We start from the raw sequence: 21,145 nt of genomic DNA, 5'->3' as shown, positions 1-21,145 counted from the left end.
GCAATCTGGACGGTTGTAAATGGCTACATCTACCTCAATTCGAGGAAACGCGAAATGCGGCCGTGGATATCTGCCGAGTGGCAACCTTACGGCCACATGAGACGCTTGCATGTTCCACGTCTGAAAGAAAGGATCACGGGCAGTGTGACACAATCACTGGAAGATCTGATGCCCATTTTAGATTTTAAAGAGCTTTCTACTTCCAAGTCCAGTTCGCCAGCCGGAGAGGATCTCGAAGCTCTTGTTCGAGAGCTTGGAAAGCTGCTCGGTCTTAATCCCGAGTGGTCCGGTCGTGGAGCAGATCAGGGGCGAGATTTGTTTTTCACCGAAAGCCGAAAGGGCTCGGTCGGCTCGCGGAGCTTGCGATGGCTCGTTAGCTGTAAGGATTTTGCACAGTCAGGGAGATCAGTATCTGAGGCGGACGTCGGCTCTGTATCGGACAAAATTGTCCAACACAAAGCAGATGGTTTTCTTCTTGTAACGACCACGACGGTAAGCACCGGCCTCAAATCTATGCTTGATACATTAAACGAGCAAGGTTCGGTTGAGACCAAGGTCTGGGATCGACATGAATTGGAACAACTTCTGCTCAGGGATGCGAACGTCGGCCTCGTAAAGCGTTTCTTGCCCGCAAGCTATACCGCCTACCAACGCTTAAGCACCCTGCCGCAGGCGTTGGAATCGCTGAGAATTTTAGTCCCTCCGGCGATTTACAAGAAGATACAAACCGTGATCGAGGCGTACCATGTCGACGACAGCTGGATAAGTGGAGAGCGAATCTGCCGCCGTGCCGGAATTTTCGACGTCGACGATGCATATCGTCAGCGGTTTGTTGCTGCCCATCTGGAAACTCCTGCCGCAGGACTTTTGCCGCGTGCGGCGTCTGCAGACAGATGACGGCGAACGGATCGTCGGCCGTGTCATCGCTCCGGATCGGCTGGCCGGGCTTTGCCGCAACTTCGGGATCGACCAGACCATGGTGATCACGCCGGACCAGGCCTGGGCATCGCTGGCCGACGGATCCTCGATCGTCGGGCTCGCCGGCGGCATGACGCTGCGGCGGGTGCGGGTGATGAACGACTACCGCGTCGAGCTCATCGGCTTCACCGACGGGATGCGCGATTGGTTGCGGTCGATCGGCCTGTTCTCCGAGATGATCAATTGGAAGCTGCGTTTCTTCGTGCCTGTCACAGACGAGGGTGCGGTGATCCTGTCGAAGCTGCTGCAACGTCATCGCCTCATCGACATTGCGCGCCGGTCGTGACGGAGGTTTGCCATGCTCTCCGCCGCCGACCTGGCGGACCGTCTCGCGCAAGACGCGGAGGCGGTCTGCCGCCACTATCTCTCCGCCGGCCGCCGTGCCGGCAACTACTGGCTTGTCGGCGATGTCGCCAACAGCAAGGGCCGGTCTCTCTACGTGCATCTGACCGGCCCGCGCGCCGGCCGATGGACCGATGCGGCGACCGGCCAATTCGGCGATCTGCTCGATCTCGTCCGCGAGACCTGCGGCCTCGTCGACTTCCGCGATGTCGCGGAGGAGGCCCGGCACTTCCTCCTCCTGCCTCGGCCTGATCCGGTGTCGTCTCCGAGGAGGCACGCCCAAAATCCTGCGGCGGTCGAGCGGCCGGCGTCGGAGCGGGCGCGCCGTCTGTTTCGGATGACGCAGCCACTGGCGGGCACATTGGCCGACACCTATTTGCGGGAGCGCGGTATTTTGCGGGCATCCACCCATGCTGCGCTGCGTTTCCACTCGTCCTGTTATTATCGCGATCTCGTCACCGACCGGACGACCAGCTATCCGGCGCTAATCGCAGCCGTCACCGATGCGGCCGGAGCAATCGCCGGCGTCCACCGCACCTATTTGTCATCAAGCCCCCACCCGGACCGCGTCAACAAGGCCAGGGTAGACGATCCCCGCCGCGCGCTTGGCAGGCTCCTCGGGAATGGCGTCCGTTTCTGCTTTCCTGTCAATGCACCTGTGCCGGTCATGGCGGCAGGCGAGGGCCTCGAAACCATGCTGTCGCTATCGCATGTGATGCCCGGCATGCCGATGGTCGCCGCTTTGACGGCCACTCACCTTGCGGCCTTCAACTTCCCGCCAGGATGCCAGCGCCTCTATATCGCCGCCGACGCGGATGCGGCCGGCCGACACGGGATCGAGGGATTGAGCAGACGGGCTCAGGAGTGCGGGATCCTGCCACTGGTGCTGTCGCCCGCGCTCGGCGACTTCAACGAGGATCTGCGCTGGCTGGGTCCGGACCAGATGACCGCAAGCCTCAGGGCGCAACTCGCCCCGGAAGACGCGATAGCATTTCTGCCCGCCTGAAGTCGGGCGCAAGGGCTTGAGGGAGGGGGCCGGCCACGGCACTGGCGAAGGCAGGTCCACTGCTCTCATGGATGGGCGCGCGCCCGCGGGCCTGCCGAGAGGCGACCCTTACCACGCGGGCCTCCGGGCCTTCAGCGGGTCAGTCGGGTTTCTTCCCCTGCCAGGCCATTTTCGCGCATCGGCTCTTCCGAAAACCGGTTCCCACTTTTCGGGCCGATGCGATGGCCAGTCATTCCTCGCGGATCAACAAACCCTCTTGTCCCCGCCCGGCGCTTCGCTGGGCCGCTTCGCTTCGCTTGCGGTTCCGGCCTCGGCCCGCGTGACAGGGTCCGCCGTCAGGCCGCGAGAGGCGCGGCCCAAACCGACGGAGACCACCATGGACCTGATCCTTCACCCCGCCGACACCTTCGAGCCCCACCACGCGTCCTCCCCGACCGACCGCTTCATCTACGAAATGCAGATCTTCGGCTATCGTCCCTTCCAGGACGAGCCCGATCCGCGGCCATTGCCGGAAGAACCACAGGTCCAGTCGTCGATCACCGCCATTTTCGATGCCTTCGCCGAAATGCTCGGTGACACCCGTCTGGAGCCCGATCTCGAAGACCTCTTCTGGTCGATCCCCAATCTCTTCCATCGCGCCGGCGAGCGCATCCAGCGCGAGCTCGACCGTAATGAGGAAGCGCAGCGCACCGGTCAGGGTGAGCAGGACGGCTCCGAGGTGAAAAGTGTCGAACTCGAACGGCTCATCGCGGAAGGCATCACACTCCTGGAGCGCCGCAACGCCTTCGAGTTCATGCGAGACTGCGCGGCCGACCTCTTTGAGGCGCAAACGGGTTCGTCCTGGCGGCCACGCACCGGCTCCAAGGTCAATCATGCCAACATGACGGCGGCGATGATCGACAGCCGGGACTTCCTGTCCGCTCGACGCCGCGCCGAAACCGAGGTGCTGATCTCGGCCGGCACCAAGATCGCCTTCTCCGGCGGTATGGACTACAACGATCATGAGCGGATCTGGGCCAAGCTCGATCAGGCTCATGCCAAGCATCCCGACATGGTGCTGCTCCATGGCGGCTCGCCAAAAGGCGCCGAACGGATCGCTGCCTGCTGGGCCGAAGCCCGCAAGGTGACGCAGATCACCTTCAAGCCGAACTGGACCAAACACGCCAAGGCCGCCCCGTTCCGGCGCAACGACGACATGCTCTCTGTCATGCCCGCTGGATTGATCGTCTTTCCCGGAAACGGCATCACCGGCAATCTTGCCGACAAGGCGCGTCGTCTCGGCATCCCGGTCTGGCAAGCTTCAGGAGACGGCGCGTGAGCGCCGTTTTCCTCGAAAGATGGAAAATATGGAAAACATGGGAAAAATGGGTTATATGGGAAACCGTACCGGAGACCAAAGCCATGAAGCAGTTCACGACAGGCGACCTGAACAAGCAGATCGGTGATATCACCGACGCGGCGAGCCGCGAGCCGGTGATGCTCACCCGCCATAAGAAGCCGCGTTTCGTGCTGATGAGCTACGAGCACTATGAGCGCATGCGCACGAGTGGTGATCCCCGCCGTGCCTATCATATCTCTGACATGCCCAACGAGCATGCAGCACTGTTCGACGAGGCTCTCGATCGGCTGGCGCGCGGCGAAGGCTACGACGATGAGTCATGAATTCCGGCCCGGCAAGGTCATCTCCTATCCCTACCTTTGGGCCTGGCAGCAGCAGCGGGGCGAAACCGAGGGCCGCAAGCAGCGGCCGGTCTGCGTCGTCATTGCCATCCGAAGTGCCTCCGATGGAAACACGCATCTGGCGCTTCTCGCCATCACTACGCAGCCGCCGCAGGCGGGCCGGATAGCTCTGGAAATCCCCGAAATCGAGCGCAAGCGTGCGGGCTTGAGCGATCTGAAGCAGTGCTGGATCATGGCCGACGAGTACAATTATGATATCGTCCAACGCTCCTGGTACATCGAGCCCGATCAGGACATCCTTGGCCGCTTCAGCAAATCCTTCATGGTGAAGATCGCCAGACTGTTTGCCGAGACGCGTGGTCGAACCGGCCGGGTCAACCGCCTCGATTGAGGCGGCAGGCTGAAGCGGTCATCATCCGGATATCTCCGGCGGCTGGATCGTCGCCGCCATCTACATCGGAGGCAGGCCTCGCGAGGCAAGTCTCCGACTGCCGGGTGTTTCCGGCTGGTCTCCTTTTCCTGACCATCACCGGCGCGGGAGCGAGGCTCCGCAATCAAACCGCTGTTGTGATCTCACTTCACCCGAGGCGCAGTCGCGCCAGAGCGCACGGCAATTCAGGCGCCGCGCCTACCGAAGCCATCTCTGATAATGACGATGGGACTGAAATGGTGCTGATCGCTTGGGCCGCGTCCACCTGGAAGGCCTGCATTCGTTGACCCGAACGCCCACCGACGCAAGCGATGAGCGCGGCACTCATCATGGGGTCCGCAAAGGCACCCAAGGCGAGGTCTCCTGCTGACGTCGCAATCAAGGACCATTCCCGTTCTCTATGTCGCCTTTCTAAGGGACCGGCCGCGTTCAGCGTCAACCCCGCAAGGGGGTTCCCCTTCGCTAAAGCTTCGGTGACGCCTGCGGCGCGGCCCCTTCTTCGGGCGCCATCGGGAATGGTCCCGATGCAACGAAGGAGACAATCCCATGGCTACCACGATCGCAACCCTCACCGAAAAGACCGACGGCACTCTCGAAGGCGTCTTCGCCACCATCCGGGTCAACGCGCCGATCGCCCTCGTCCCGAACGCCAGCAAGGCGAGCGAAGAAGCCCCTGATTACCGCATCATCCACCGCAAGACCGGCTTCGAGATCGGCGCGGGCTGGAACCGCATCTCCCGCCAGACCGGCGAGGAATACATCTCCACGAAGCTCGAAGCGCCTGAGATCGGCGTGATCTTCGGCAACGTCGCCCCGGCACCCGGCGGCGAGCCCGGCAAGAAGGTCATCCTTTGGAACAGCCCGGCCTGAACCGCACCGCCGGCCCCGCAATCGGGGCCGGCGCCACATTTCAAAGGAGGCCGCCATGAGCCGCTACACAATAACCGTCACCAGGACCGCATCTTGCTACGCCGATCCAGACGCTACCATTGGCTATGACCGTCCGCTTCAGACGTTCTTCCTACAGGCATTTCCGGATGCCGGAGGCGAGGACCTCGAACTCTGGCTGGGCACGGATTTCCGGGAGTTCGAAACACTGTCGCAACTGAGGACCGCGGCGATCGCACGCGGTTTCGACTTCATACCCTTGGCATCCGGCATTCTTCACAAACTGCTGGACGACCATGCTCGCGAAGCCCATCACGCCGTCAACGACCCGATCATACAGGATCTTATCAACGGGACACCCGCTCGCTGACGGACACCGAAAACGAAAGAGCCCGGCACGGTGCCGGGCTATTTTTTGCTTGGCTGGCAAGATTTACTTGTTCAGCGCATCCTTGAGAGCCTTTGCCGGCGTGAACGCTAGCTTCTTGGCGGCGGCAACCTTGATCGTCGCACCGGTCGAAGGATTGCGCGCTTCGCGCTCCGGTGTCGCTTTCACCTTGAACTTACCGAAGCCGGGAAGCGACGTCTCGTTGCCGGCTACAGCAGCTTCGGTAATCGAGGCGATCACCGCCTCGACGATAGCTTTTCCCTGCGCCTTTGTAAGGCTGTGCTCGGTCGCGATCTTATCGGCGATTTCGTTGGTGGTGGTCATTTGTTGTCTCCGCGTGTTTTAGATGCAGAATCCCTGCCACTGTCGACCTGAGCTGTCATCGACACGCCGCGGCAAATGGCGCGGAAAGCCCGGATCTCCACAGATATTCACATGGTCGGGTGTCAGATGACCCGAAGACGGGCATCGAGCCCGTCTCCGCGTCGGGTGCGGTACGGAGAGGTAATGTCTGCTCAGTCGGTCCGAGGATGCCACGGGGGCATGACGGCCTCAATTACAAGCGGTGCCCCCAATTTTGCCTCCGCTCCGGTGCCCTGCACTCCGACAAAATCGGCACCCCCACTCGCCGCCGCTGGCGGTCGCGTTCCGCGATCCTTGACCCCGCCACGCCCCCATGACCGCGCGCGTCGTCTTTCACAAACGTCAAGGAGACGACGACGATGCTTCTGGAACAACACATCGAAGAGCTGCGCCTGGAAATGAATGCAACCTACGACCGGGTCGAGCGCCGTGAAACGGAACTCGAACTCGAACTCGCCTGTGCCGAGTTGGCGGTGATCATGGCCGAACAGGAAGGTCTTATCGACGCCGAGCCGCCCTTCTGAGGCGGATCCCACCATGTCGCCTGGCCTGTCGCGCCGGATCGACCGGCGCTTCAAGCCGGAAGCTACGCTTCGCCGGCCTCCTTCCGCCATCGGTTAGGAAATCGCCCCTCGCGGGAAATGCGCTCTCGGTCCGTAGCCGCGCCTCCGCTTCTGACGCAGAAGTTGGAGGAAGAGCCCGACCGCTTCCTCTTCCCTCTCAAAATGATGCACCAGTCTTTGGCCCCTGGCGCCGATGCGACCCCATCGGCGGATGAGGCAAGCTTCGCCGAACAGGTTGGGCTCGATCGACATGGCATAGAAGCGGGCCATGTTCTTGCTGACGTCAGTGCGTTCGACATAGAGCTGGTAGGGCTGCGCGATCATGAAACGGAGAATCGAACAGGCATGGCTTTGCGTCCAACGACATATTCGAATCGGTCCTCGTCGATTGATTCACGGCGATGATGGGTTTGTTGCGTAATACGGGCGAGCCGCCTCCGGCGGACGGTGCTATTCGCTGTCGCTCACCGAACCCCTTTCGGGTTTCGTCCCATTCGGGTAACGCCCCCTCTCGCGGCTGTCGCACTGAGCACAGTTTCCGCAACCGTAACCGGGAATCGACTGCATGGCCGGCTGAACGCCGGATACGGACACGGCGCCTTGGGCGCCGTGGTCTATCTCACTCTGACGTCCGATCGTACACCCGCCACTCCGGCGTCAAGGACTGCGCGGCCCCTCCAATTTTTAGCCGCCGTCCCTTCGGGCCATCGCCAGAAAATCGGCTCCTCCGCTTGCCGCCGCTGGCGGTCGCGTTCCGCGATCCCTGACCCCTCGCGGCTACGGTGCGGCCTCCTTTCGTCAGAGACAGAAAGGAGACACTGATATGTCCGATGACTGGTACTACGTCCATCAACTCGCAGTGCTGGCGGGTTTCAGGCTTATCGTCCTTGCCAATCGCATCGGCTGCGCGGACCAATTCTTGTTGGAACTGCATGACAGGCTCGCCGAGGGGCTGGCATGCGCAACGGCGCGCGTGCGGTCCATCATCGCGCTGGAGCGCCAGCTCGCCAGCGAGACGGACGAGGAAGGTTTCACCGCCCTCCAGCTTCAGGGCGAAGAGGAATGCTTCGTTCGCTTCCGGATTACGCTGCTTGACGACCTCGAAATCGACTACGCCACCTATGAGTACCGTATCAACAACGGCGAATGGCATTATGCGCTTTCTGCAGACTGCGACGGCGTCTCGATCAGCTATCCGAGCCTTGTCGACCTCACCGATGCCGAATTGGGCACACTTGCACCGATCCTCCGCGCCATCCGTGCCGAGGCAAGCATCGGCATCAGCATCGCACGCGTCGTCTACGATTGACGTGCCCGCGAGAGACGGCTTCGCCCGTCTCTCGCCATCTCCATTTCCTTGATCGGTTGCCGGCATCGAGCCGGCGCGCGATCTTGAGGGGAGAGACTTACCGCCTCTCCCCTCACACACCCCTCTCCCTGCGGAGCGGGTCGCGACCCGCCCGGCCTCTCGGGCCGGTAGGCGGACGCTGCCGCGACTTCCCCGAACAAGACGAAGAGGACGAGTACCTTGCGCTATGCCCTCATAATTCGGGCATCCGCTCCATGTGCTCGTCCTCTTCTGCGGGGCGCTCGCCGTCTCATCGTTCGCATGTCATCGATGCCCGTTCCCTTCGGTCACGCACATCCCGACAGCTCACGACGACGGCTCGCTTCAGCATCTCCCACCAACTGCCCTGTCCACCGTGCTGTTCCTCCGGCGCGGATCCCAGGCTCTGGGCCTGTGATCGCTGTTGCTTAGTCTAACGACTCGCAACAGCATTGGCGCCTCGGGCACGGCGTCCTGGGCAGTTGGTGGGAGATGGCAGGATAGGCTAATGGTATACCATTAGCCGTTTCGCCCGGGGGGCGATTAGCCGATCGATCCCGACTGCAGCCGAATTCGATTGGATGCCTGGCCGAGAATGATGTCTGGCGGCAATGCTTTTAGAGCCGGAAAGGGGGGAGGCGGGGCGTAGGGCGAGCCGCCCGGTCGGGAAGGGCTCTGATCAAGGGATGCGCGTGTGAGCGTTTCGGCGATGAGGCGACTAGGCGATTCGCCCGCTACTCGGATCGGTAGATGCGCGAATTAGGTGAATTGGCAGCTCGGCGTTTATACGAGGCGCGCAATGAGTGAATTGCTCGACGCGCAGATAGGGGAATCGGCGATCTCGCGATCCGGCATATCCGTGCGTCGGTGAATCGGTAGATGTGCGGATCGGTTGTTATGCGAATGATGATATTTGTGATTTCGCGACCGAGCTCTTCCGTGATTATCTCAAAAGTGTTTCGCGCAATGAGGGAATGAGCGAAAGAGAGAATGGTCGCCATTAACGACGCGTGATACGGCGGATCGGCCGGACAGGTTATCGCCGCATTTATCAATAGGCGCGATCGCCAGACATCCTTCCTTCATTTACACTGTCGCCTTCAACCAAGAGGGCCTCATAATGAAATCCTTCAGCTTTGCGGTGGCGCCGGAGAAGCTTTGGCAAGCCATCAATCCATGGACGTTTTACCAGCAGGGAGCACAGTTCGGGTTCATCAACATCGATCTGGGGTCGACGCCCGCGCCCCAGACAGAGCAGACCATCCTGGATGAGGTCGGCAGCTATGGCCGGCAAATCGGGCGGCTTGGCGATGCGCTGGAGGTGCTAATGCGCCACATTCCTTTAGAGAATCTGTCGAAAGACGAGACTGTTGCGCTTGACGTCCTCAAGGGTCAGCTTGCCGAGATACGTCAAATAAAGGAGAGACAGGGACGCAAGCAGGCCCCGCACCCTTGACCAACAGAGCCATGATTCATCCCAAAGACGAATTGCCGCGAATATTTCAGGCGAATCTCTTTCGCTTTTACGAGCGTGTTGTGGCGCCGGCTTTTGACAATCTCCCTGAACCGCCGCCGCTGCAATTCGGTGATGTCGATACGATTGACGCCTTTCTCGACAGGACCGCTGCGCAAGTCGACGCCCACACGCGCAACGAGGCCGCCAAAGCCTTCGTGCTGACGACCGCGGGTTTGTTCGAGCGCCAACTACGTCACTGGGCGCTTCACCTTTTCGGGCACGCACGGCTCCCCGATGTGCGTACTCAGGGTTTCGAGGCATTGCTCACTGACTGCCTTCGAGAAGTCGGCGTAGATGGTGGTCCAGATGACGTTGCGCTGGATTTAATCGAGGCCTTTCTGGTGGCAAATGTCGTGCGTCACGGCGATGGCCGGACGAGCGTCAAGCTACGCTCTGCGGCTCCAAGGCTATGGGCCTATGATCGAAGCGAATATGTGGACATCAATGCGGGGTGGTCGCCGGATAGCGAACAAGTCCGTATCCGGGCGGACGACGTGAAGCGATATTTTCGAGCCGGCTTACGCTTCTGGGGACGCGCCGATCCACTCCCGATGGCGGCTAGGGAATCGCCGATTTAGAGCATCCCCGGCATCCTCGAAGCGGTATCAATCCTCGTGCCACCCGGCCAGGGACGTTTCAGACTTTTCCCGCTTGAGCAAACCATCCGCCGCTGATAATTATACTAGAGTATAAGATCGCCATCTGATCAATCCAGCGGGGCGGACAACAGGCCGTTCAATCAACAATCGGATTTGACACTGATACACAATCGATCCCTCCTGACGAAAGAATGGTACAAAGTGCCATTCTCAGCGGACTGCCCCGGCTGTGGTGCACAGACGCGGTCCGCCGCTGTCGTGGTTGGCCCTTCGAGCCTGGTCGGGGACGCAGGGTCGGTCTCGGGAAGCGATATATTGGCGAAGCCGCGCAGACGACTTGATGCGTTCGCATTCGTGGAGGCGCTGGGCGGTCAGACCGAACATGTCGAACGATCCGTCGTCAACCGTTTCCACAGCACCTTCGCCTTCCTGAACGGCAAACTGACATCGATTTGTGAACACTGCGCAGAAGACCTTCCGCCCGCCGTAATCCGTTCCGCTGTCATGAACGGATTTGTTCGGCTTGGCGAGAAGCGCCTTCTAGTGAACGAGTGCTTGATGCTCTTTGCCTCTGACGTGGTGCTGACGGAATTTCGTGGGGAGACCTCGATAGAGGAAGGCGCTATGCGCGATCCGGATTATGCGCTCCTGCTCATCTGCGACACGGAAAGCGCAAACGGTGAAACCGGCATGATCGAGCTCTGGCATAGCATCGCACGTGACGACTACGCGATCGTGGTCAAAGGCCACGATGGTCGCGAGATGTTGCGGGACACCTTTAACGATGACCTGAAGGATGTTGTGACAACCATTTTCGATCTCGGACTGGTGCTCACCCAGCTTCACTTGGCTCAGACATCGTCACCCTATTGCGGGCTTGCCCGCGACCTTTTTCTCGAAGCTCTCGAACATGCCGGTTATCGGCAGGCAAGCTAGAAAGAAGCACTATGCGGATTTTCACGAAGCTCTTCGGATCTCTGGCAGCAATGACGGCGCTGGCAGGATGTGGTCACCAGGTTGAGCGGCCGCAGCCACAGCTGCCGGCGCCGTTTGCGTATCTCAGCCTTGCAGCCTGCAAAGCCTATTCCAGCAACATCGTCGAGTGCCAACTTGAGTATGGCACCGACTTCGGGCGCGAGCGTCTTGGCCCCGTCCAGGAGAGGGGCCCGACGATTGCCGGCAACGGCAAACGCTACCAGATCGAGTCCTGCTATCCAGTGGCGAGGATAAAGAGGGAATTGCCCAATTTCGTGTGCCGAATCTCTGCCGGGAGCTCGGGCGCTGAAGCCGGTTCGATACTGGTCAAGGGCGGAACCGCGGTCCGTCTTGCTCGCATTTTGGGAGACCGGGAACAGCTTCGGTATCGCTGGACACCGGATAAATGGTCGCGGCTAAACGACTGAATTCCTTTAGGAAGCTCTCCTCGTGACGTAGCGCAGCTACGACATAATTATACTCCAGTTAAACTTTAGGGTTGATTTCCGCAGCCGAATGCAGTTCAAATTCTTATACCGCAGTATAAGTTTGCATTGGTTCGACCATGGATCGCATCCCGCTTTCGTCTGTGAAGAGACCGCACAAGACATGGTCGCGGAGCGCGCTGTGGATCGCCGGCACGTCGGCTTTTCTCCTCACCGGTTTTGCCTCCGGTCCAGATGACAGCAGCCATCACATCGCGTCGAGAATATCGACGCAAGTCGATCATCCTTCCAGCGGGATGGAGCTGAAGGCGGCCAGGGCCGCAATCCTGCCGCCAAATCCGGCGTCCTTCGCATCTGTTGCCTCGACGCAGGATGTGCCGACGATCGATCCTGCCAGCTTCAACGAGCGATTTAGCGGACCGGTCGATGAAGATGTGCTGCGTGCCACCGCGCGCCCGTTGGATTTCATTGGAGGGTTTAGTGACGGTGCTGGCCAATCATCAGGACTAGCGGGTGGGAGCACGAATGCACGGCGCGAAAGCGCGGTGCATTCGCTGGTCGGCGTCTACTCGCGAGACCGGGAATCTCTTCCCGGTCTCGCCGAGGAGCCAATCGAGCCTCATGTCGATATCAGCGTGCCGCCCGCACAGGTCCGACCCGATCTTTTATCCGGTATCCCCACGGACTATGCCAAGCTGGCATTAACTGTCGCTGGCAAGGAGGGGGTTGATCCGAACTGGGTGCTCTCGGTCATGCGGGCCGAAAATGCCGCATTCGATCCAGACCTGGTGAGTCCTGCTGGCGCCATCGGTTTGATGCAAGTCATGCCACGGATCGGCGAAGCCTTCGGTGCGACTGATCTGACCGATCCCCTACAGAATATCCGCGCCGGCACGCGGTTCCTTCGTGTCCTGATCGCCAAGTACAAAAATCCCGTGCTGATCGCCGCCGCATATAATGCTGGCGAGCCGAATGTAGACCTTCGCCATTCGATGCCGCTGATCCGCGAGACCGCCGACTATGTAACGCGTGTCGTCGGATACTATACCGGCACATCGGCCGGTCCGACCATCCCACGAGTCGGCTCGTCGTCAGAGTTCGTGCCCAGTTCCAAGCGCCGTACCGGACGCGCCGACCGGGCCAAATCCCCCATGCTTGTTTTCTCAGCCGCTACACCGTCCCCACCAGATGTCCGTCCTCAGCGTGATGAGGCTCGGAAGGATACCGGCGGGCCGGTCAAAATTGTCAAGGAAGAGGTGTCTCAATGAATCCCATCGCGTTTGCAGTCCAGACAGCCGTTCTCTATGGCAGCGTTGCCTGGTCCTCAATGGCCCGAAGGAAATGGGTCGGTAATGCCGCCGTCGTGCTTGCGGCGAGCCTGATCCTACTCGTCAGCCAGTACGAGCCGGCGGCGGCGCAGAACCTCGATGCGCTGCAAAACGCCGCTGACCGGCTCGTGCAGTTTTTTACCGGCCCGTTCGGCCGATCCGTAGGAGCGATCGCCTTCATCGGCATGTTTCTCGCCGCAGCCTTCGGCTACTGGTCCTGGGGAGCACTGCTTCGGGTTGGGGGAAGCCTTGCCGGCATGTTTGCCGCAGCCGAGCTCGTCGACTTCCTCGCTGGTAGCGGATCTTGATCATGGCGGGATCGGGCAACACGGCCGACGGAGGCGATGAATATATCGAATCCCATCCGGTTATATTAGCTCTGACGCGGCCGCCGACGGTGATGGGAATTCCGTACACTTACTTCCTGGCGGAATGCTTTGTTTCGCTGATGGTCTTCATGATTCTGGGATCCATTCTCTGGTTCCCGGTCTCCTTCATGGTCCTCCACAGCATTCTCTACGTGCTCACCGTCAAGCTCGATCTCTGGTTTTTCGAGATCGTCGGGCGCCTCAGCATGTGCGGTGTCAACCCTCTTGGCCGAAAGCTCGGTGGCGGCGTCAGAACCTACGGGGTGTAAGCGATGAACACAATGGCGAGATCGCTGAAAGGCAGTCTGTCGAAGGGTTGGGAGATCTTTGCGGACCGCAATGTCGCGACGCATGTTCCTTTCTACGTCCCGATTGAAAACGGCATCATCCGCCTGAAGAACGACTGCCTCGTCTCGACCCTAAAGCTCACCGGCTTTTCCTTCGAGACGGCCGATATCGAAACGATCAACATGTTGCAGCGGCAGCGCAACGCCGCCTTCCGTGCGATCTCCTCCATCGGCAGCTTCGCACTCTATACCCATGTGATCAGACGCAAGGTTGCGCCGTCGTTGCCGTCGGCCTTCGCCGATCCCTTTATGGATCGTCTCGATCACGTCTATCAGTCGAGCATCTCGAAGAACGAGATGTTCGTGAACGACACGTATGTCTCGCTGGTCGTGCGCCCGATGTTCCGCAAGGGATCCGCGCTCTCCCGCCTCATGGGGGCCGGCGGCACGATCGTACGGAAGGAACAGTTCCGCGCGATGCGTGACAAGCTGGTCGAGGCAACGCGGGCGCTCGAGAAATCGCTTGCCGTTTATGGCCCGAAGGTCCTGCGCGACGTGCAACGCGTACAGGTCGACGTCGGCGACAACAGGACGATCTTCCGCGACGTGCTGGAAGACATGGTCGTCGAGGAGACCGCACGCAAAGTCTGGTTCTCCGAACAATGTGAGTTCTTCTACACACTGCTGAACGGCGGACGCGTCCGGCCGATCCGTCTTGGGAACATCCCGATCGACGAGATGCTGCCGGCGCGCCGAACGTCAATCGGTAACCGCATCATCCACCAGCAGGGCGACATACCGAATGATGACCGCTACGCGGCGATGGTCTCCTTGAAGGAGTATCCGCCGGAGACCGGCGCCGGCATGCTTGACTATATCCTCAAGCTGCCATTCGAGCTGATGCTGACCCAGTCGATGTCCTTTGTCGACGATATGGCGGCGCGCAGTCGGATCGAACGGCTGGACCGACAGATGTCGAAGGCCGACGAAGGCGGATCAAGCGTCCAGGCCAATCTCGACATCGCTCGGGACGAACTCGCCCGCAAACGGGTTGCCTTCACCGAGCATCATCTCACTGTGATGCCGGTCGCGAAAACCACCGCCCAGCTCGACGATGCGGTGGCCCTGATCGGCAACGAACTTGGCGCGCTCGGCGCCTCCTATGTCCGCGAAGACTTAAATGCGGAGCCTGCCTACTGGGCGCAACTGCCCGGCAACCAGGCTTATATCGCGCGGCGTGCGCTGATCTCCACGCTGAACTGCGCCGGCTTGAGCAGCTTTCACGCCTATCCCTACGGCAAACCTGACGGGAACCACTGGGGGCCGGCGATCACGATCTTCGAGACGACGTCAGGCACGCCCTTCTTCTTCAACTTCCACCAGGGCGACGTTGGGCACACGACCGTCTTCGGCCCGACCGGGTCCGGCAAGACCGTCATCATGGCCTTCCTGATCCTGCAAGCCTATCGCGTCAGTCCGCGACTGAAGACCATCGTCTTCGACAAGGATCGCGGCCTTGACATCATGGTACGTGCAGCGGGCGGAACCTACATGTCGCTTGAGCCCGGACAGCCGTCGGGTTGGAATCCGCTTCTGCTCGACGACACCGAGGAGAACCGCGTTTTCCTTTACGGGTTACTGAGCTTCATGCTGAAGCCATCGAAGGAAGGCGAAAGCCTAACCCCGCAGGAAGAATCGATCATCCGCAATGCGATCAAGTCGGTCCTCAAGACGAAGGACAGGTCGTATCGTCGTCTTTCGTCGCTGCGGGCACTGCTCGCCGGCAGCGAAAGGACCGAAGGCAGCTTGATCGCCCGTCTCGACAAATGGGTCGATAAGGGACCGTACGCCTGGCTTTTCGACAACGCCGATGACGATCTCGATATTTCGAGACCGATGATCGGCTTCGACATGACGTCGATCCTCGACGATCCGACAGTCCGCACCGCGGCCCTTCTTTACATGTTCCACCGGCTGGACGCGATCTACGACGGCAAGGCGCCGATCATCAACCTGATGGACGAAGCCTGGAAGCTGCTCGACGACGACGAGTTCAAGCGCACGATGAAAGACTATTTCAAGACCATCCGAAAGCGGAATGGTCTTGTCATCTTCGGTACGCAGTCGGCCGACGACGTCGTGCGCTCAAGCGTCAGCCGGACGATCATCGAACAGACATCGACCAATATCTTCTTTGCCAATCTGAAAGCTGACGAAAGCTCCTACATGGAGCATTTCGGGTTGTCGCGAGCAGAATTCGACTGGGTCAAGAACGGCGATCCGAGTTCGCGTTTCATGCTGATCAAGCAGGCCAAGAGCAGCGTCATTGCGCGCGTCGACATGTCCCACATGCCGGAGTTCATCAAGGTGCTGTCCGGCCGTGAGGAGACGGTGCGCGAGGTCGAGATGCTGCTCGACGAGTACGGCGACGATCCTAAGAACTGGCTCTCGAAATTCTGCGACTGGGATGGGGTGACGGTCGATGAAGCACGCAAAGCACCTTAAGGGAGCCGCGGTCAGCGTCTTGGCCTTGGCTCTCGTCTTTCCCATCGGCACGAGCCATGCCCAGGTGCCGGTCATCGACAACGCCCGCCAGAAGATCCAGCAGGCCACCCTGAACTGGTATCAGTCCTATCAGGCCGATACCCGGAAGGTCAAAGGCGCCTCGGGCGGTACGACCGATAGTGTCGCGCCCGGTGAGGGCTCTGGCGCGCCGGCCGATTGCTCCGCCGATGGCATGGCGGGAGACACCACGCCCGCTGCGCCATCGTCTCGCACGCCAAGCCAGCAGGAAGTTGCCAGCATGGTGCGACAGGAGGCAATCCGGCAGGGCGTCGATCCGAACTTCGCGATGGCGATCGCCGAGCAGGAATCCCGCTTCCGCCAATCGGCGCGCTCGGCGGTGGGCGCGACCGGCGTCATGCAGCTGATGCCCGGCACCGCAGCACAACTTGGCGTCAACCCCTACGACACGCGCGACAATATTCGCGGCGGCGTCAAATACATCAAGCAACTTCAGGGCATGTTCGGAGACCGCTATGACCTGATCGCCGCCGGCTATAATGCCGGTCCGTATCGCCAGTCGCTGCAGAACGGTCAGATCCCCAATATCCCCGAGACACAGGACTACGTCAAAAAGGTCTCCGCCTATTATGCTCGTAACAAGGCCCAGAACGGTGATAATACCCCGGAGGGGACAGCCGAGCCGGAAACCGCGAGCTACGCAAGCGGCTGCGGTGAGCAGCTGAAGAAGGCGGTCGACCGAAACACTCAAGCGCAGATCGAACGCGGTTCGGTCTGGAACGAGTTGCTCGGAAAGTCGATCGCTGCGAACCAGCAGTATCTGCAGCGCCTTCAGTCTGGCCTGCAATCCTCGTCGGCAAGCCTGCGCGGCAGTGGTGGAGGAAATTCCAGGGATCACGACGGGTCGCTAGTGATGGCCGAGACCCGGTGCCCGACCAACATCATCGACACAGGTGGCACACGGTGCTTCGCTGTTCCGCAGAACGCCACGACCGAACAGATCCAGCGCTGGCTGTCTGATCTGGAGGAAGAGGCACGGGCAAATGGCGCGGTTGCGACCTTCACGGCGTTGCAGGATCCGGCGCTCGGCCTGGTCACGGTCGTTGATTCCAGGCCGACGTCAAATTGAGAACGAGAGAGGTTAGGCACATGAAGACAGCACTGATCGCAGCGACCCTCGCCATTGTTTCCGTCCCTCAGGCTTATGCGCAAGTCCCGGTCAAGGACTCGGAAAACATCTCGATCAGCGAGGACATCAAGCGCCTGTCGTCTGAGATCCAGCAGGACACATCAGTCGTCAAGGACAACACGACGAAAACTCTGCAGGCGATCACCGGCGACCGGACGCAGGATGCGAGCCAGTTCGCCAAGCTCGCAACCGGCAATGGCTTCACCATGGGACAGGCGCCGGATTTCAGCACGGTGCTGTCGAGCAACGCGGCCGTGTTCGGAGGCATCGGCGGTCAATTCCAGAATACCGCGGCCAAGCTTATCAATGGCCTGAACCTGGTGAAGATGGTGGTCGATTCCGTCAAGGGCGGTGAGCTCTCGGGCGCCAATCAAGCCTATTCGCAAGGGCTCAACGCGTTGACTACGTTGACTGCCCTGACCGACGCGATGAACAGCGCCACCAAGGACCGGCAGAATACCTTCATGCAGGCAACCCAGCAGATCGGGACGGCGAAGGACCTGAAGGGGGCGCTGGAGCAAAATACCCAGATGGTGCTGCAGGGCAATCAAACCGCCAACGAAGCGGTCGGCTCGCTCAACAACCAGGTCATGCTGCTGAACCAGCAATATAAAGCCGCCCTCGCAACGTCATCGCAGAACCTCAAGACATTCGCGCCCCTGCCGGACAGCGTCATGCGTGACGGCGGGACGCAACCGAAAGGCGCTTCCGTTCGCGATCAGCTGAAGGCATTCGAGGACCAGAACCAGTGAAGGCGGTTCTCGTGCTGATGGTTAGCCTCGCGGCCCTTGCCGGTTGCGCCGGGAAGTACGAACAGCTGGCGAAATGCTCGGCTGACGAAAATCCGGTCCCGGCTCTCGGCTTGGTATCCGAGCCCACGACCACCACCGCTGAGGATGCACTCGCGGACGCCCTCAAGGACGATTGCGGCCCGATGCGACCGGTCAATAATTTTCAGGAAGAGACATGGATCCCGTCAGCTACGCGATAAACTTCTATGGCGATGCGCTTCGATATTTCGACAAGATCAACGAGGCGTCCCTGGAACGGGCCTGGGGGCTGTTTGCCGAAAACAGAAACCTCGTTTCCGGCATCCTGGCGATCTTCCTGATCCTCTATTTCCTCTGGGGTGCGCTCGGACTGTCTAGCGTTTCGCTTCAAGACATGGCGATCACCGCCTTCAAGATCACACTTGCCTATACGCTCATTATGTCGTGGGCACTCTTCTACGACAATATCGGCCAGTTCGTGCTGTCGGCGCCGCAGGATCTCGGATCGGCCATATCTTCGGCGATGGGCGGTCAATCGGCCGGAGCGGACATCGCCCAACAAGTCGCATCGATGGCACGCAAGGTCTACGACTTTGCCATGCAGCTCTTCAATTCCTACGAGTCCGGCTGGCTGCCGAATGTCACTGGCGCTGTCGTCGTCTTTATCGTGTTGGTGTTCGGACTGCTGCCGATGCTGCTGATCCTCACCGGTGTCACGCTTTTTGCCAAGATGATCACCGCCGTGATGCTGGCGATCGGTCCGATCGCCATTCTCTGCTATTTCTTCGGCATCACCCGCTTTGTCTTCGACGCCTGGGTGAGGGGTGTGGCCTACGGCATGTTCATGCTGCTCTTCACCTACATCATGGCAGGCCTGTCGTTCGGCTTTCTGATCGGCATGATGGACACGATCAACGGCGACATGGCCACCAAGGAGAACGCATTGGCGATCGTGCTCGCCATGGTCCTCTATCTGGCGCTGATCTCCTATTTCATCTTCCAGGTGCCGGATTTCGCGCGGACCTTCGCCTATGGGGCGGCCTTCTCTGGCGTCCCGGGTGGAGGGGGCGTCGACACCGCCTACAGCACCGCCCGCAGGCGCCTTTCCTCCAGCAATTCCCGAGCCGGCCAAGCTGCGGCCATAGCGCTCAGCACGCTGGCAGGTCCTCGAGGCGCCGTCACCGCTGCTGCCCTTGCAGGCCGCGGCAGTGCAGCCGGCGCCGGCGCTCTCGGCCGCATGCTCACCAATCGCCGCCGCAACAGCGAATGACGCCGTAGTAGCCAGATCAGCGATTTTTAATCATTGCGACTTCGAGGTTGGAAATTGGCATTGTTTAAAAGGCAATTGAAAGCGGCGCCGGCCGATCGTGTCCCCGGCCCGCAAGACATCTACGATCAACACCTCTCATGGGGGGAGAAGAACCGGTCCCTGCGGACCCTGATCGGGCTCATCCTGCTGGTCTTTGCGGTGGCGGGCTGGATCGTGGCCGGCGTGCTGTCTTTCTCCGTCGCGCAGCTCTTCCCGCTCGTCCGAACCGAGGTCGTGCCGCTCATCGTCGACAAGAACACCGGCTACATGGAAACGGTGACGACGCTCGGCAAGGACCGGGCGAACGTTTCCGAAATCCAGGCCGTTCGCGCATCCTTCGTCGGCAACTACGTCATCCGCCGCGAGACCTACGATCCGCGCTATCTCTCGGAAAACTTCGACATGATCGCCCTTTGGTCGGACCCGGATTCGCCGGCGTTTAAAGACTACTCGGAATGGATGAACCCTTCCAATCCGAGAGGTCCGGTCAAGACCATGGGAACATCGGGCGAGATCCGGCCGGAAATTCTGTCCGTCAATCCGCTCAACGCAACGACCATGGCAGTGCGCTTCGAGACCAGGGAGCGCCGGCGCGGCGGCGACGTCGTCAATCGCTGGTCGGCGACGGTCCGCTACCGCCAGATCAATCTGCCAGCCAGCAACAGGGTCCGGCTTTACAATCCCCTTGGCTTCGTCGTGACCGAATATGTCAAGGTTCCCGAGACCATGCCGTCGGGGCTCGTCCCATGAGGCGAGCGTGCGTCGGAATAACGCTGTCACTGCTGCTGGCGGCCTCTTCGGTTCATGCGGAATTGATCGCCCGGCCTGGCCGACTCGATCCGCGTGTGCGGACCTTGCCCTATTCGGCCGAACAGGTCTTCGTCGTCACCGGGACTTATGGAATGGTGACGACCATCCTCTTCGGTGCGGACGAAGAGGTTACCCAGGTGGTCGCAGGTGATACGGTTTCCTGGCAGATCCTGACATCGGCCGACCGCCGCTCGCTCACCCTGAAGCCGATGGAAAAGGACGCGCCGACGAACCTCTCCGTGGTGACGACGAAGCGGACCTACTCGTTCGACCTTGAGGTCAACGATAGCAGGTCGATCCAGAACCAGACCTTCAAGCTGCGGTTCATTTATCCGGAAGATGCCGGCCTGAAGGGCACGGCCGAACTGTGGAAGCAGGCGCAGGACGCAGAACGCAATCCCAACATCAAGAACATCCGTCGCGACAAGGTCAATTACGACTATGGCTTCAAGGGCAGCGATGCCGCCAAGCCCTTGTGGGTGTTCGATGATGGTTTGAAGACCTTCATGAAGTTCACCGGCGACGTGCCGGCGATCTTTATTGTCGATGCAAAGCGGCGAGAGAGCCTCGTTAATTATCGCCGGGAGGCCGACTACATCGTCATCGATACGGTCTCGCGGCAGTGGACGCTTCGTTACGGCACCGAGAACGAGACCTGCCTATTCAATCTCAGGACCTCTCCAGCCGATGTGCCGGCGCCGATCGAGGGTGCCGTGGCGCCGAAGCGCCTTGGCTCGGCTGGCGCCAGCTCACCATCAAAATCTCGATAGGGAGGCACGATGTCTGATCCAAACTATCATTCGATAGACAACGACGCCGCCATCGGCGGTCAGGTGAGGCGCTCCGGGGTCGGGCTGATGCGGCCGGTCGCCGTGGTGGCGGCAATGGCCGGCGTTGGTGTGGTCCTCTATTTCCTTCTCTCCGGCGGCGAGCGGGAACCGGCGATCGACAATATGCCGCATGAAGAGTTCCGCCCGGTGCAAGCGCCCAGAAACGAAGGCTTCAACCCGCCCGCCCCGCCACCCTTGCCGACGGTGCAGGCTGTCTCTTATACACATCT

General features: G+C 60.4%; 23 protein-coding genes and 3 pseudogenes. 24 read left to right on the top strand and 2 right to left on the bottom strand.

All coding sequences use genetic code 11. The features are described from left to right. Positions 1-54: 54 nt before the first annotated feature. From ACPYOP_RS28525 to ACPYOP_RS28490, 8 genes and pseudogenes are all read left to right on the top strand, one after another. Positions 55-573: pseudogene (locus ACPYOP_RS28525) on the top strand (restriction endonuclease); the annotation flags it as partial. 196 nt (positions 574-769) lie between these two features. Beyond that, positions 770-1,264 (top strand): annotated as a pseudogene (locus ACPYOP_RS28520) (methylase); the annotation flags it as partial. Positions 1,265-1,276: 12 nt separating this feature from the next. Further along, complete coding sequence (locus tag ACPYOP_RS28515; RefSeq protein WP_481413619.1) at positions 1,277-2,326, top strand: DUF7146 domain-containing protein; 1,050 nt, start codon at positions 1,277-1,279, stop codon at positions 2,324-2,326. A 376-nt stretch (positions 2,327-2,702) separates the two neighbouring features. Next, the gene (locus tag ACPYOP_RS28510) at positions 2,703-3,644 is read left to right on the top strand and encodes a DUF2493 domain-containing protein (protein ID WP_481413618.1); all 942 of its coding nucleotides are present in this window, start codon (positions 2,703-2,705) and stop codon (positions 3,642-3,644) included. 83 nt (positions 3,645-3,727) lie between these two features. Further along, positions 3,728-3,988 carry a type II toxin-antitoxin system Phd/YefM family antitoxin gene (locus ACPYOP_RS28505; RefSeq protein WP_481413617.1) on the top strand — a complete coding sequence of 87 codons (261 nt, stop codon included), beginning with the start codon at positions 3,728-3,730 and terminating at the stop codon, positions 3,986-3,988. Further along, positions 3,978-4,397 carry a hypothetical protein gene (locus ACPYOP_RS28500; RefSeq protein WP_481413616.1) on the top strand — a complete coding sequence of 140 codons (420 nt, stop codon included), beginning with the start codon at positions 3,978-3,980 and terminating at the stop codon, positions 4,395-4,397. Before ACPYOP_RS28505 ends, ACPYOP_RS28500 begins: the two co-directional genes overlap by 11 nt. 585 nt (positions 4,398-4,982) lie before the next feature. Beyond that, entirely contained in the window at positions 4,983-5,306 is a 324-nt protein-coding gene (locus ACPYOP_RS28495; RefSeq protein WP_034499714.1) for a DUF736 domain-containing protein, read from the top strand. A gap of 55 nt (positions 5,307-5,361) precedes the next feature. Further along, positions 5,362-5,694 carry a hypothetical protein gene (locus ACPYOP_RS28490; RefSeq protein ID WP_481413615.1) on the top strand — a complete coding sequence of 111 codons (333 nt, stop codon included), beginning with the start codon at positions 5,362-5,364 and terminating at the stop codon, positions 5,692-5,694. Between the two features lie 63 nt (positions 5,695-5,757). Here ACPYOP_RS28490 and ACPYOP_RS28485 read toward each other — a convergent pair whose 3' ends face one another. Continuing rightward, a complete protein-coding gene (locus tag ACPYOP_RS28485) occupies positions 5,758-6,036 on the bottom strand; it encodes an HU family DNA-binding protein (RefSeq protein ID WP_481413614.1) in 279 nt (92 codons plus the stop codon). A gap of 398 nt (positions 6,037-6,434) precedes the next feature. Between ACPYOP_RS28485 and ACPYOP_RS28480 the strand changes: the two genes are divergently transcribed. Continuing rightward, positions 6,435-6,599: a hypothetical protein gene (locus ACPYOP_RS28480; protein ID WP_481413613.1), complete on the top strand. Its 165-nt coding sequence runs from the start codon at positions 6,435-6,437 to the stop codon at positions 6,597-6,599. 93 nt (positions 6,600-6,692) lie between these two features. Here the strand turns inward: ACPYOP_RS28480 and ACPYOP_RS28475 are convergent, their stop codons facing one another. Beyond that, complete coding sequence (locus ACPYOP_RS28475) at positions 6,693-6,962, bottom strand: WGR domain-containing protein (RefSeq protein WP_481413612.1); 270 nt, start codon at positions 6,960-6,962, stop codon at positions 6,693-6,695. A 499-nt stretch (positions 6,963-7,461) separates the two neighbouring features. Here ACPYOP_RS28475 and ACPYOP_RS28470 point away from each other — a divergent pair, with 499 nt between their 5' ends. The 15 genes and pseudogenes from ACPYOP_RS28470 to ACPYOP_RS28400 form a co-directional block, all read left to right on the top strand. After that, positions 7,462-7,947 carry a hypothetical protein gene (locus ACPYOP_RS28470; protein WP_481413611.1) on the top strand — a complete coding sequence of 162 codons (486 nt, stop codon included), beginning with the start codon at positions 7,462-7,464 and terminating at the stop codon, positions 7,945-7,947. 1,138 nt (positions 7,948-9,085) lie between these two features. Continuing rightward, positions 9,086-9,421, top strand: a complete 336-nt coding sequence (locus ACPYOP_RS28465; protein WP_481413610.1) for a hypothetical protein — start codon at positions 9,086-9,088, stop codon at positions 9,419-9,421. Continuing rightward, positions 9,418-10,059 (top strand): hypothetical protein, encoded by a 642-nt coding sequence (locus ACPYOP_RS28460; RefSeq protein WP_481413609.1) that lies wholly within the window; start codon positions 9,418-9,420, stop codon positions 10,057-10,059. The genes ACPYOP_RS28465 and ACPYOP_RS28460 overlap by 4 nt, the downstream gene beginning before the upstream one ends. A 336-nt stretch (positions 10,060-10,395) precedes the next feature. After that, positions 10,396-11,016 (top strand): hypothetical protein, encoded by a 621-nt coding sequence (locus ACPYOP_RS28455; RefSeq protein ID WP_481413608.1) that lies wholly within the window; start codon positions 10,396-10,398, stop codon positions 11,014-11,016. Positions 11,017-11,027: 11 nt separating this feature from the next. Then, on the top strand, positions 11,028-11,483 hold the full coding sequence (locus ACPYOP_RS28450; protein WP_481413607.1) for a hypothetical protein: 456 nt from the start codon (positions 11,028-11,030) through the stop codon (positions 11,481-11,483). Between the two features lie 137 nt (positions 11,484-11,620). Next, entirely contained in the window at positions 11,621-12,769 is a 1,149-nt protein-coding gene (locus tag ACPYOP_RS28445) for a lytic transglycosylase domain-containing protein (RefSeq protein ID WP_481413606.1), read from the top strand. Continuing rightward, positions 12,766-13,137: a TrbC/VirB2 family protein gene (locus tag ACPYOP_RS28440; protein WP_112547960.1), complete on the top strand. Its 372-nt coding sequence runs from the start codon at positions 12,766-12,768 to the stop codon at positions 13,135-13,137. The genes ACPYOP_RS28445 and ACPYOP_RS28440 overlap by 4 nt, the downstream gene beginning before the upstream one ends. 2 nt (positions 13,138-13,139) lie before the next feature. Continuing rightward, positions 13,140-13,466: a VirB3 family type IV secretion system protein gene (locus ACPYOP_RS28435; protein WP_481413605.1), complete on the top strand. Its 327-nt coding sequence runs from the start codon at positions 13,140-13,142 to the stop codon at positions 13,464-13,466. Between the two features lie 3 nt (positions 13,467-13,469). Continuing rightward, positions 13,470-15,989 carry a VirB4 family type IV secretion/conjugal transfer ATPase gene (locus ACPYOP_RS28430; RefSeq protein WP_481413604.1) on the top strand — a complete coding sequence of 840 codons (2,520 nt, stop codon included), beginning with the start codon at positions 13,470-13,472 and terminating at the stop codon, positions 15,987-15,989. Beyond that, positions 15,967-17,136 (top strand): lytic transglycosylase domain-containing protein, encoded by a 1,170-nt coding sequence (locus ACPYOP_RS28425; protein ID WP_481413603.1) that lies wholly within the window; start codon positions 15,967-15,969, stop codon positions 17,134-17,136. Before ACPYOP_RS28430 ends, ACPYOP_RS28425 begins: the two co-directional genes overlap by 23 nt. Before the next feature lie 20 nt (positions 17,137-17,156). Further along, the gene (locus ACPYOP_RS28420) at positions 17,157-17,948 is read left to right on the top strand and encodes a conjugal transfer protein (RefSeq protein WP_481413602.1); all 792 of its coding nucleotides are present in this window, start codon (positions 17,157-17,159) and stop codon (positions 17,946-17,948) included. A 214-nt stretch (positions 17,949-18,162) separates the two neighbouring features. After that, positions 18,163-19,236 (top strand): TrbL/VirB6 family protein, encoded by a 1,074-nt coding sequence (locus ACPYOP_RS28415; RefSeq protein WP_481413601.1) that lies wholly within the window; start codon positions 18,163-18,165, stop codon positions 19,234-19,236. A 60-nt stretch (positions 19,237-19,296) separates the two neighbouring features. Then, positions 19,297-20,025 carry a VirB8 family type IV secretion system protein gene (locus ACPYOP_RS28410; protein ID WP_481413600.1) on the top strand — a complete coding sequence of 243 codons (729 nt, stop codon included), beginning with the start codon at positions 19,297-19,299 and terminating at the stop codon, positions 20,023-20,025. Beyond that, positions 20,022-20,855, top strand: a complete 834-nt coding sequence (locus tag ACPYOP_RS28405) for a TrbG/VirB9 family P-type conjugative transfer protein (protein WP_481413599.1) — start codon at positions 20,022-20,024, stop codon at positions 20,853-20,855. The genes ACPYOP_RS28410 and ACPYOP_RS28405 overlap by 4 nt, the downstream gene beginning before the upstream one ends. A 9-nt stretch (positions 20,856-20,864) precedes the next feature. Then, positions 20,865-21,145, top strand: a pseudogene (locus ACPYOP_RS28400) (type IV secretion system protein VirB10); the annotation flags it as partial.

It is taken from the genome of Rhizobium sp. KNZ2-6A (assembly GCF_056755475.1).
This window is presented reverse-complemented; position numbering and strand designations above follow the sequence as displayed.

Excerpts from the sequence above, each read along its gene's own strand:
- ACPYOP_RS28515 (WP_481413619.1), top strand. The coding sequence starts at position 1,277 with ATGCTCTCCGCCGCCGACCTGGCGGACCGTCTCGCGCAAGACGCGGAG.
- ACPYOP_RS28510 (WP_481413618.1), top strand. The coding sequence starts at position 2,703 with ATGGACCTGATCCTTCACCCCGCCGACACCTTCGAGCCCCACCACGCG.
- ACPYOP_RS28505 (WP_481413617.1), top strand. The coding sequence starts at position 3,728 with ATGAAGCAGTTCACGACAGGCGACCTGAACAAGCAGATCGGTGATATC.
- ACPYOP_RS28500 (WP_481413616.1), top strand. The coding sequence starts at position 3,978 with ATGAGTCATGAATTCCGGCCCGGCAAGGTCATCTCCTATCCCTACCTT.
- ACPYOP_RS28495 (WP_034499714.1), top strand. The coding sequence starts at position 4,983 with ATGGCTACCACGATCGCAACCCTCACCGAAAAGACCGACGGCACTCTC.
- ACPYOP_RS28490 (WP_481413615.1), top strand. The coding sequence starts at position 5,362 with ATGAGCCGCTACACAATAACCGTCACCAGGACCGCATCTTGCTACGCC.
- ACPYOP_RS28485 (WP_481413614.1), bottom strand. The coding sequence starts at position 6,036 with ATGACCACCACCAACGAAATCGCCGATAAGATCGCGACCGAGCACAGC.
- ACPYOP_RS28480 (WP_481413613.1), top strand. The coding sequence starts at position 6,435 with ATGCTTCTGGAACAACACATCGAAGAGCTGCGCCTGGAAATGAATGCA.
- ACPYOP_RS28475 (WP_481413612.1), bottom strand. The coding sequence starts at position 6,962 with ATGATCGCGCAGCCCTACCAGCTCTATGTCGAACGCACTGACGTCAGC.
- ACPYOP_RS28470 (WP_481413611.1), top strand. The coding sequence starts at position 7,462 with ATGTCCGATGACTGGTACTACGTCCATCAACTCGCAGTGCTGGCGGGT.
- ACPYOP_RS28465 (WP_481413610.1), top strand. The coding sequence starts at position 9,086 with ATGAAATCCTTCAGCTTTGCGGTGGCGCCGGAGAAGCTTTGGCAAGCC.
- ACPYOP_RS28450 (WP_481413607.1), top strand. The coding sequence starts at position 11,028 with ATGCGGATTTTCACGAAGCTCTTCGGATCTCTGGCAGCAATGACGGCG.
- ACPYOP_RS28445 (WP_481413606.1), top strand. The coding sequence starts at position 11,621 with ATGGATCGCATCCCGCTTTCGTCTGTGAAGAGACCGCACAAGACATGG.
- ACPYOP_RS28440 (WP_112547960.1), top strand. The coding sequence starts at position 12,766 with ATGAATCCCATCGCGTTTGCAGTCCAGACAGCCGTTCTCTATGGCAGC.
- ACPYOP_RS28435 (WP_481413605.1), top strand. The coding sequence starts at position 13,140 with ATGGCGGGATCGGGCAACACGGCCGACGGAGGCGATGAATATATCGAA.
- ACPYOP_RS28430 (WP_481413604.1), top strand. The coding sequence starts at position 13,470 with ATGAACACAATGGCGAGATCGCTGAAAGGCAGTCTGTCGAAGGGTTGG.
- ACPYOP_RS28425 (WP_481413603.1), top strand. The coding sequence starts at position 15,967 with ATGAAGCACGCAAAGCACCTTAAGGGAGCCGCGGTCAGCGTCTTGGCC.
- ACPYOP_RS28420 (WP_481413602.1), top strand. The coding sequence starts at position 17,157 with ATGAAGACAGCACTGATCGCAGCGACCCTCGCCATTGTTTCCGTCCCT.
- ACPYOP_RS28415 (WP_481413601.1), top strand. The coding sequence starts at position 18,163 with ATGGATCCCGTCAGCTACGCGATAAACTTCTATGGCGATGCGCTTCGA.
- ACPYOP_RS28405 (WP_481413599.1), top strand. The coding sequence starts at position 20,022 with ATGAGGCGAGCGTGCGTCGGAATAACGCTGTCACTGCTGCTGGCGGCC.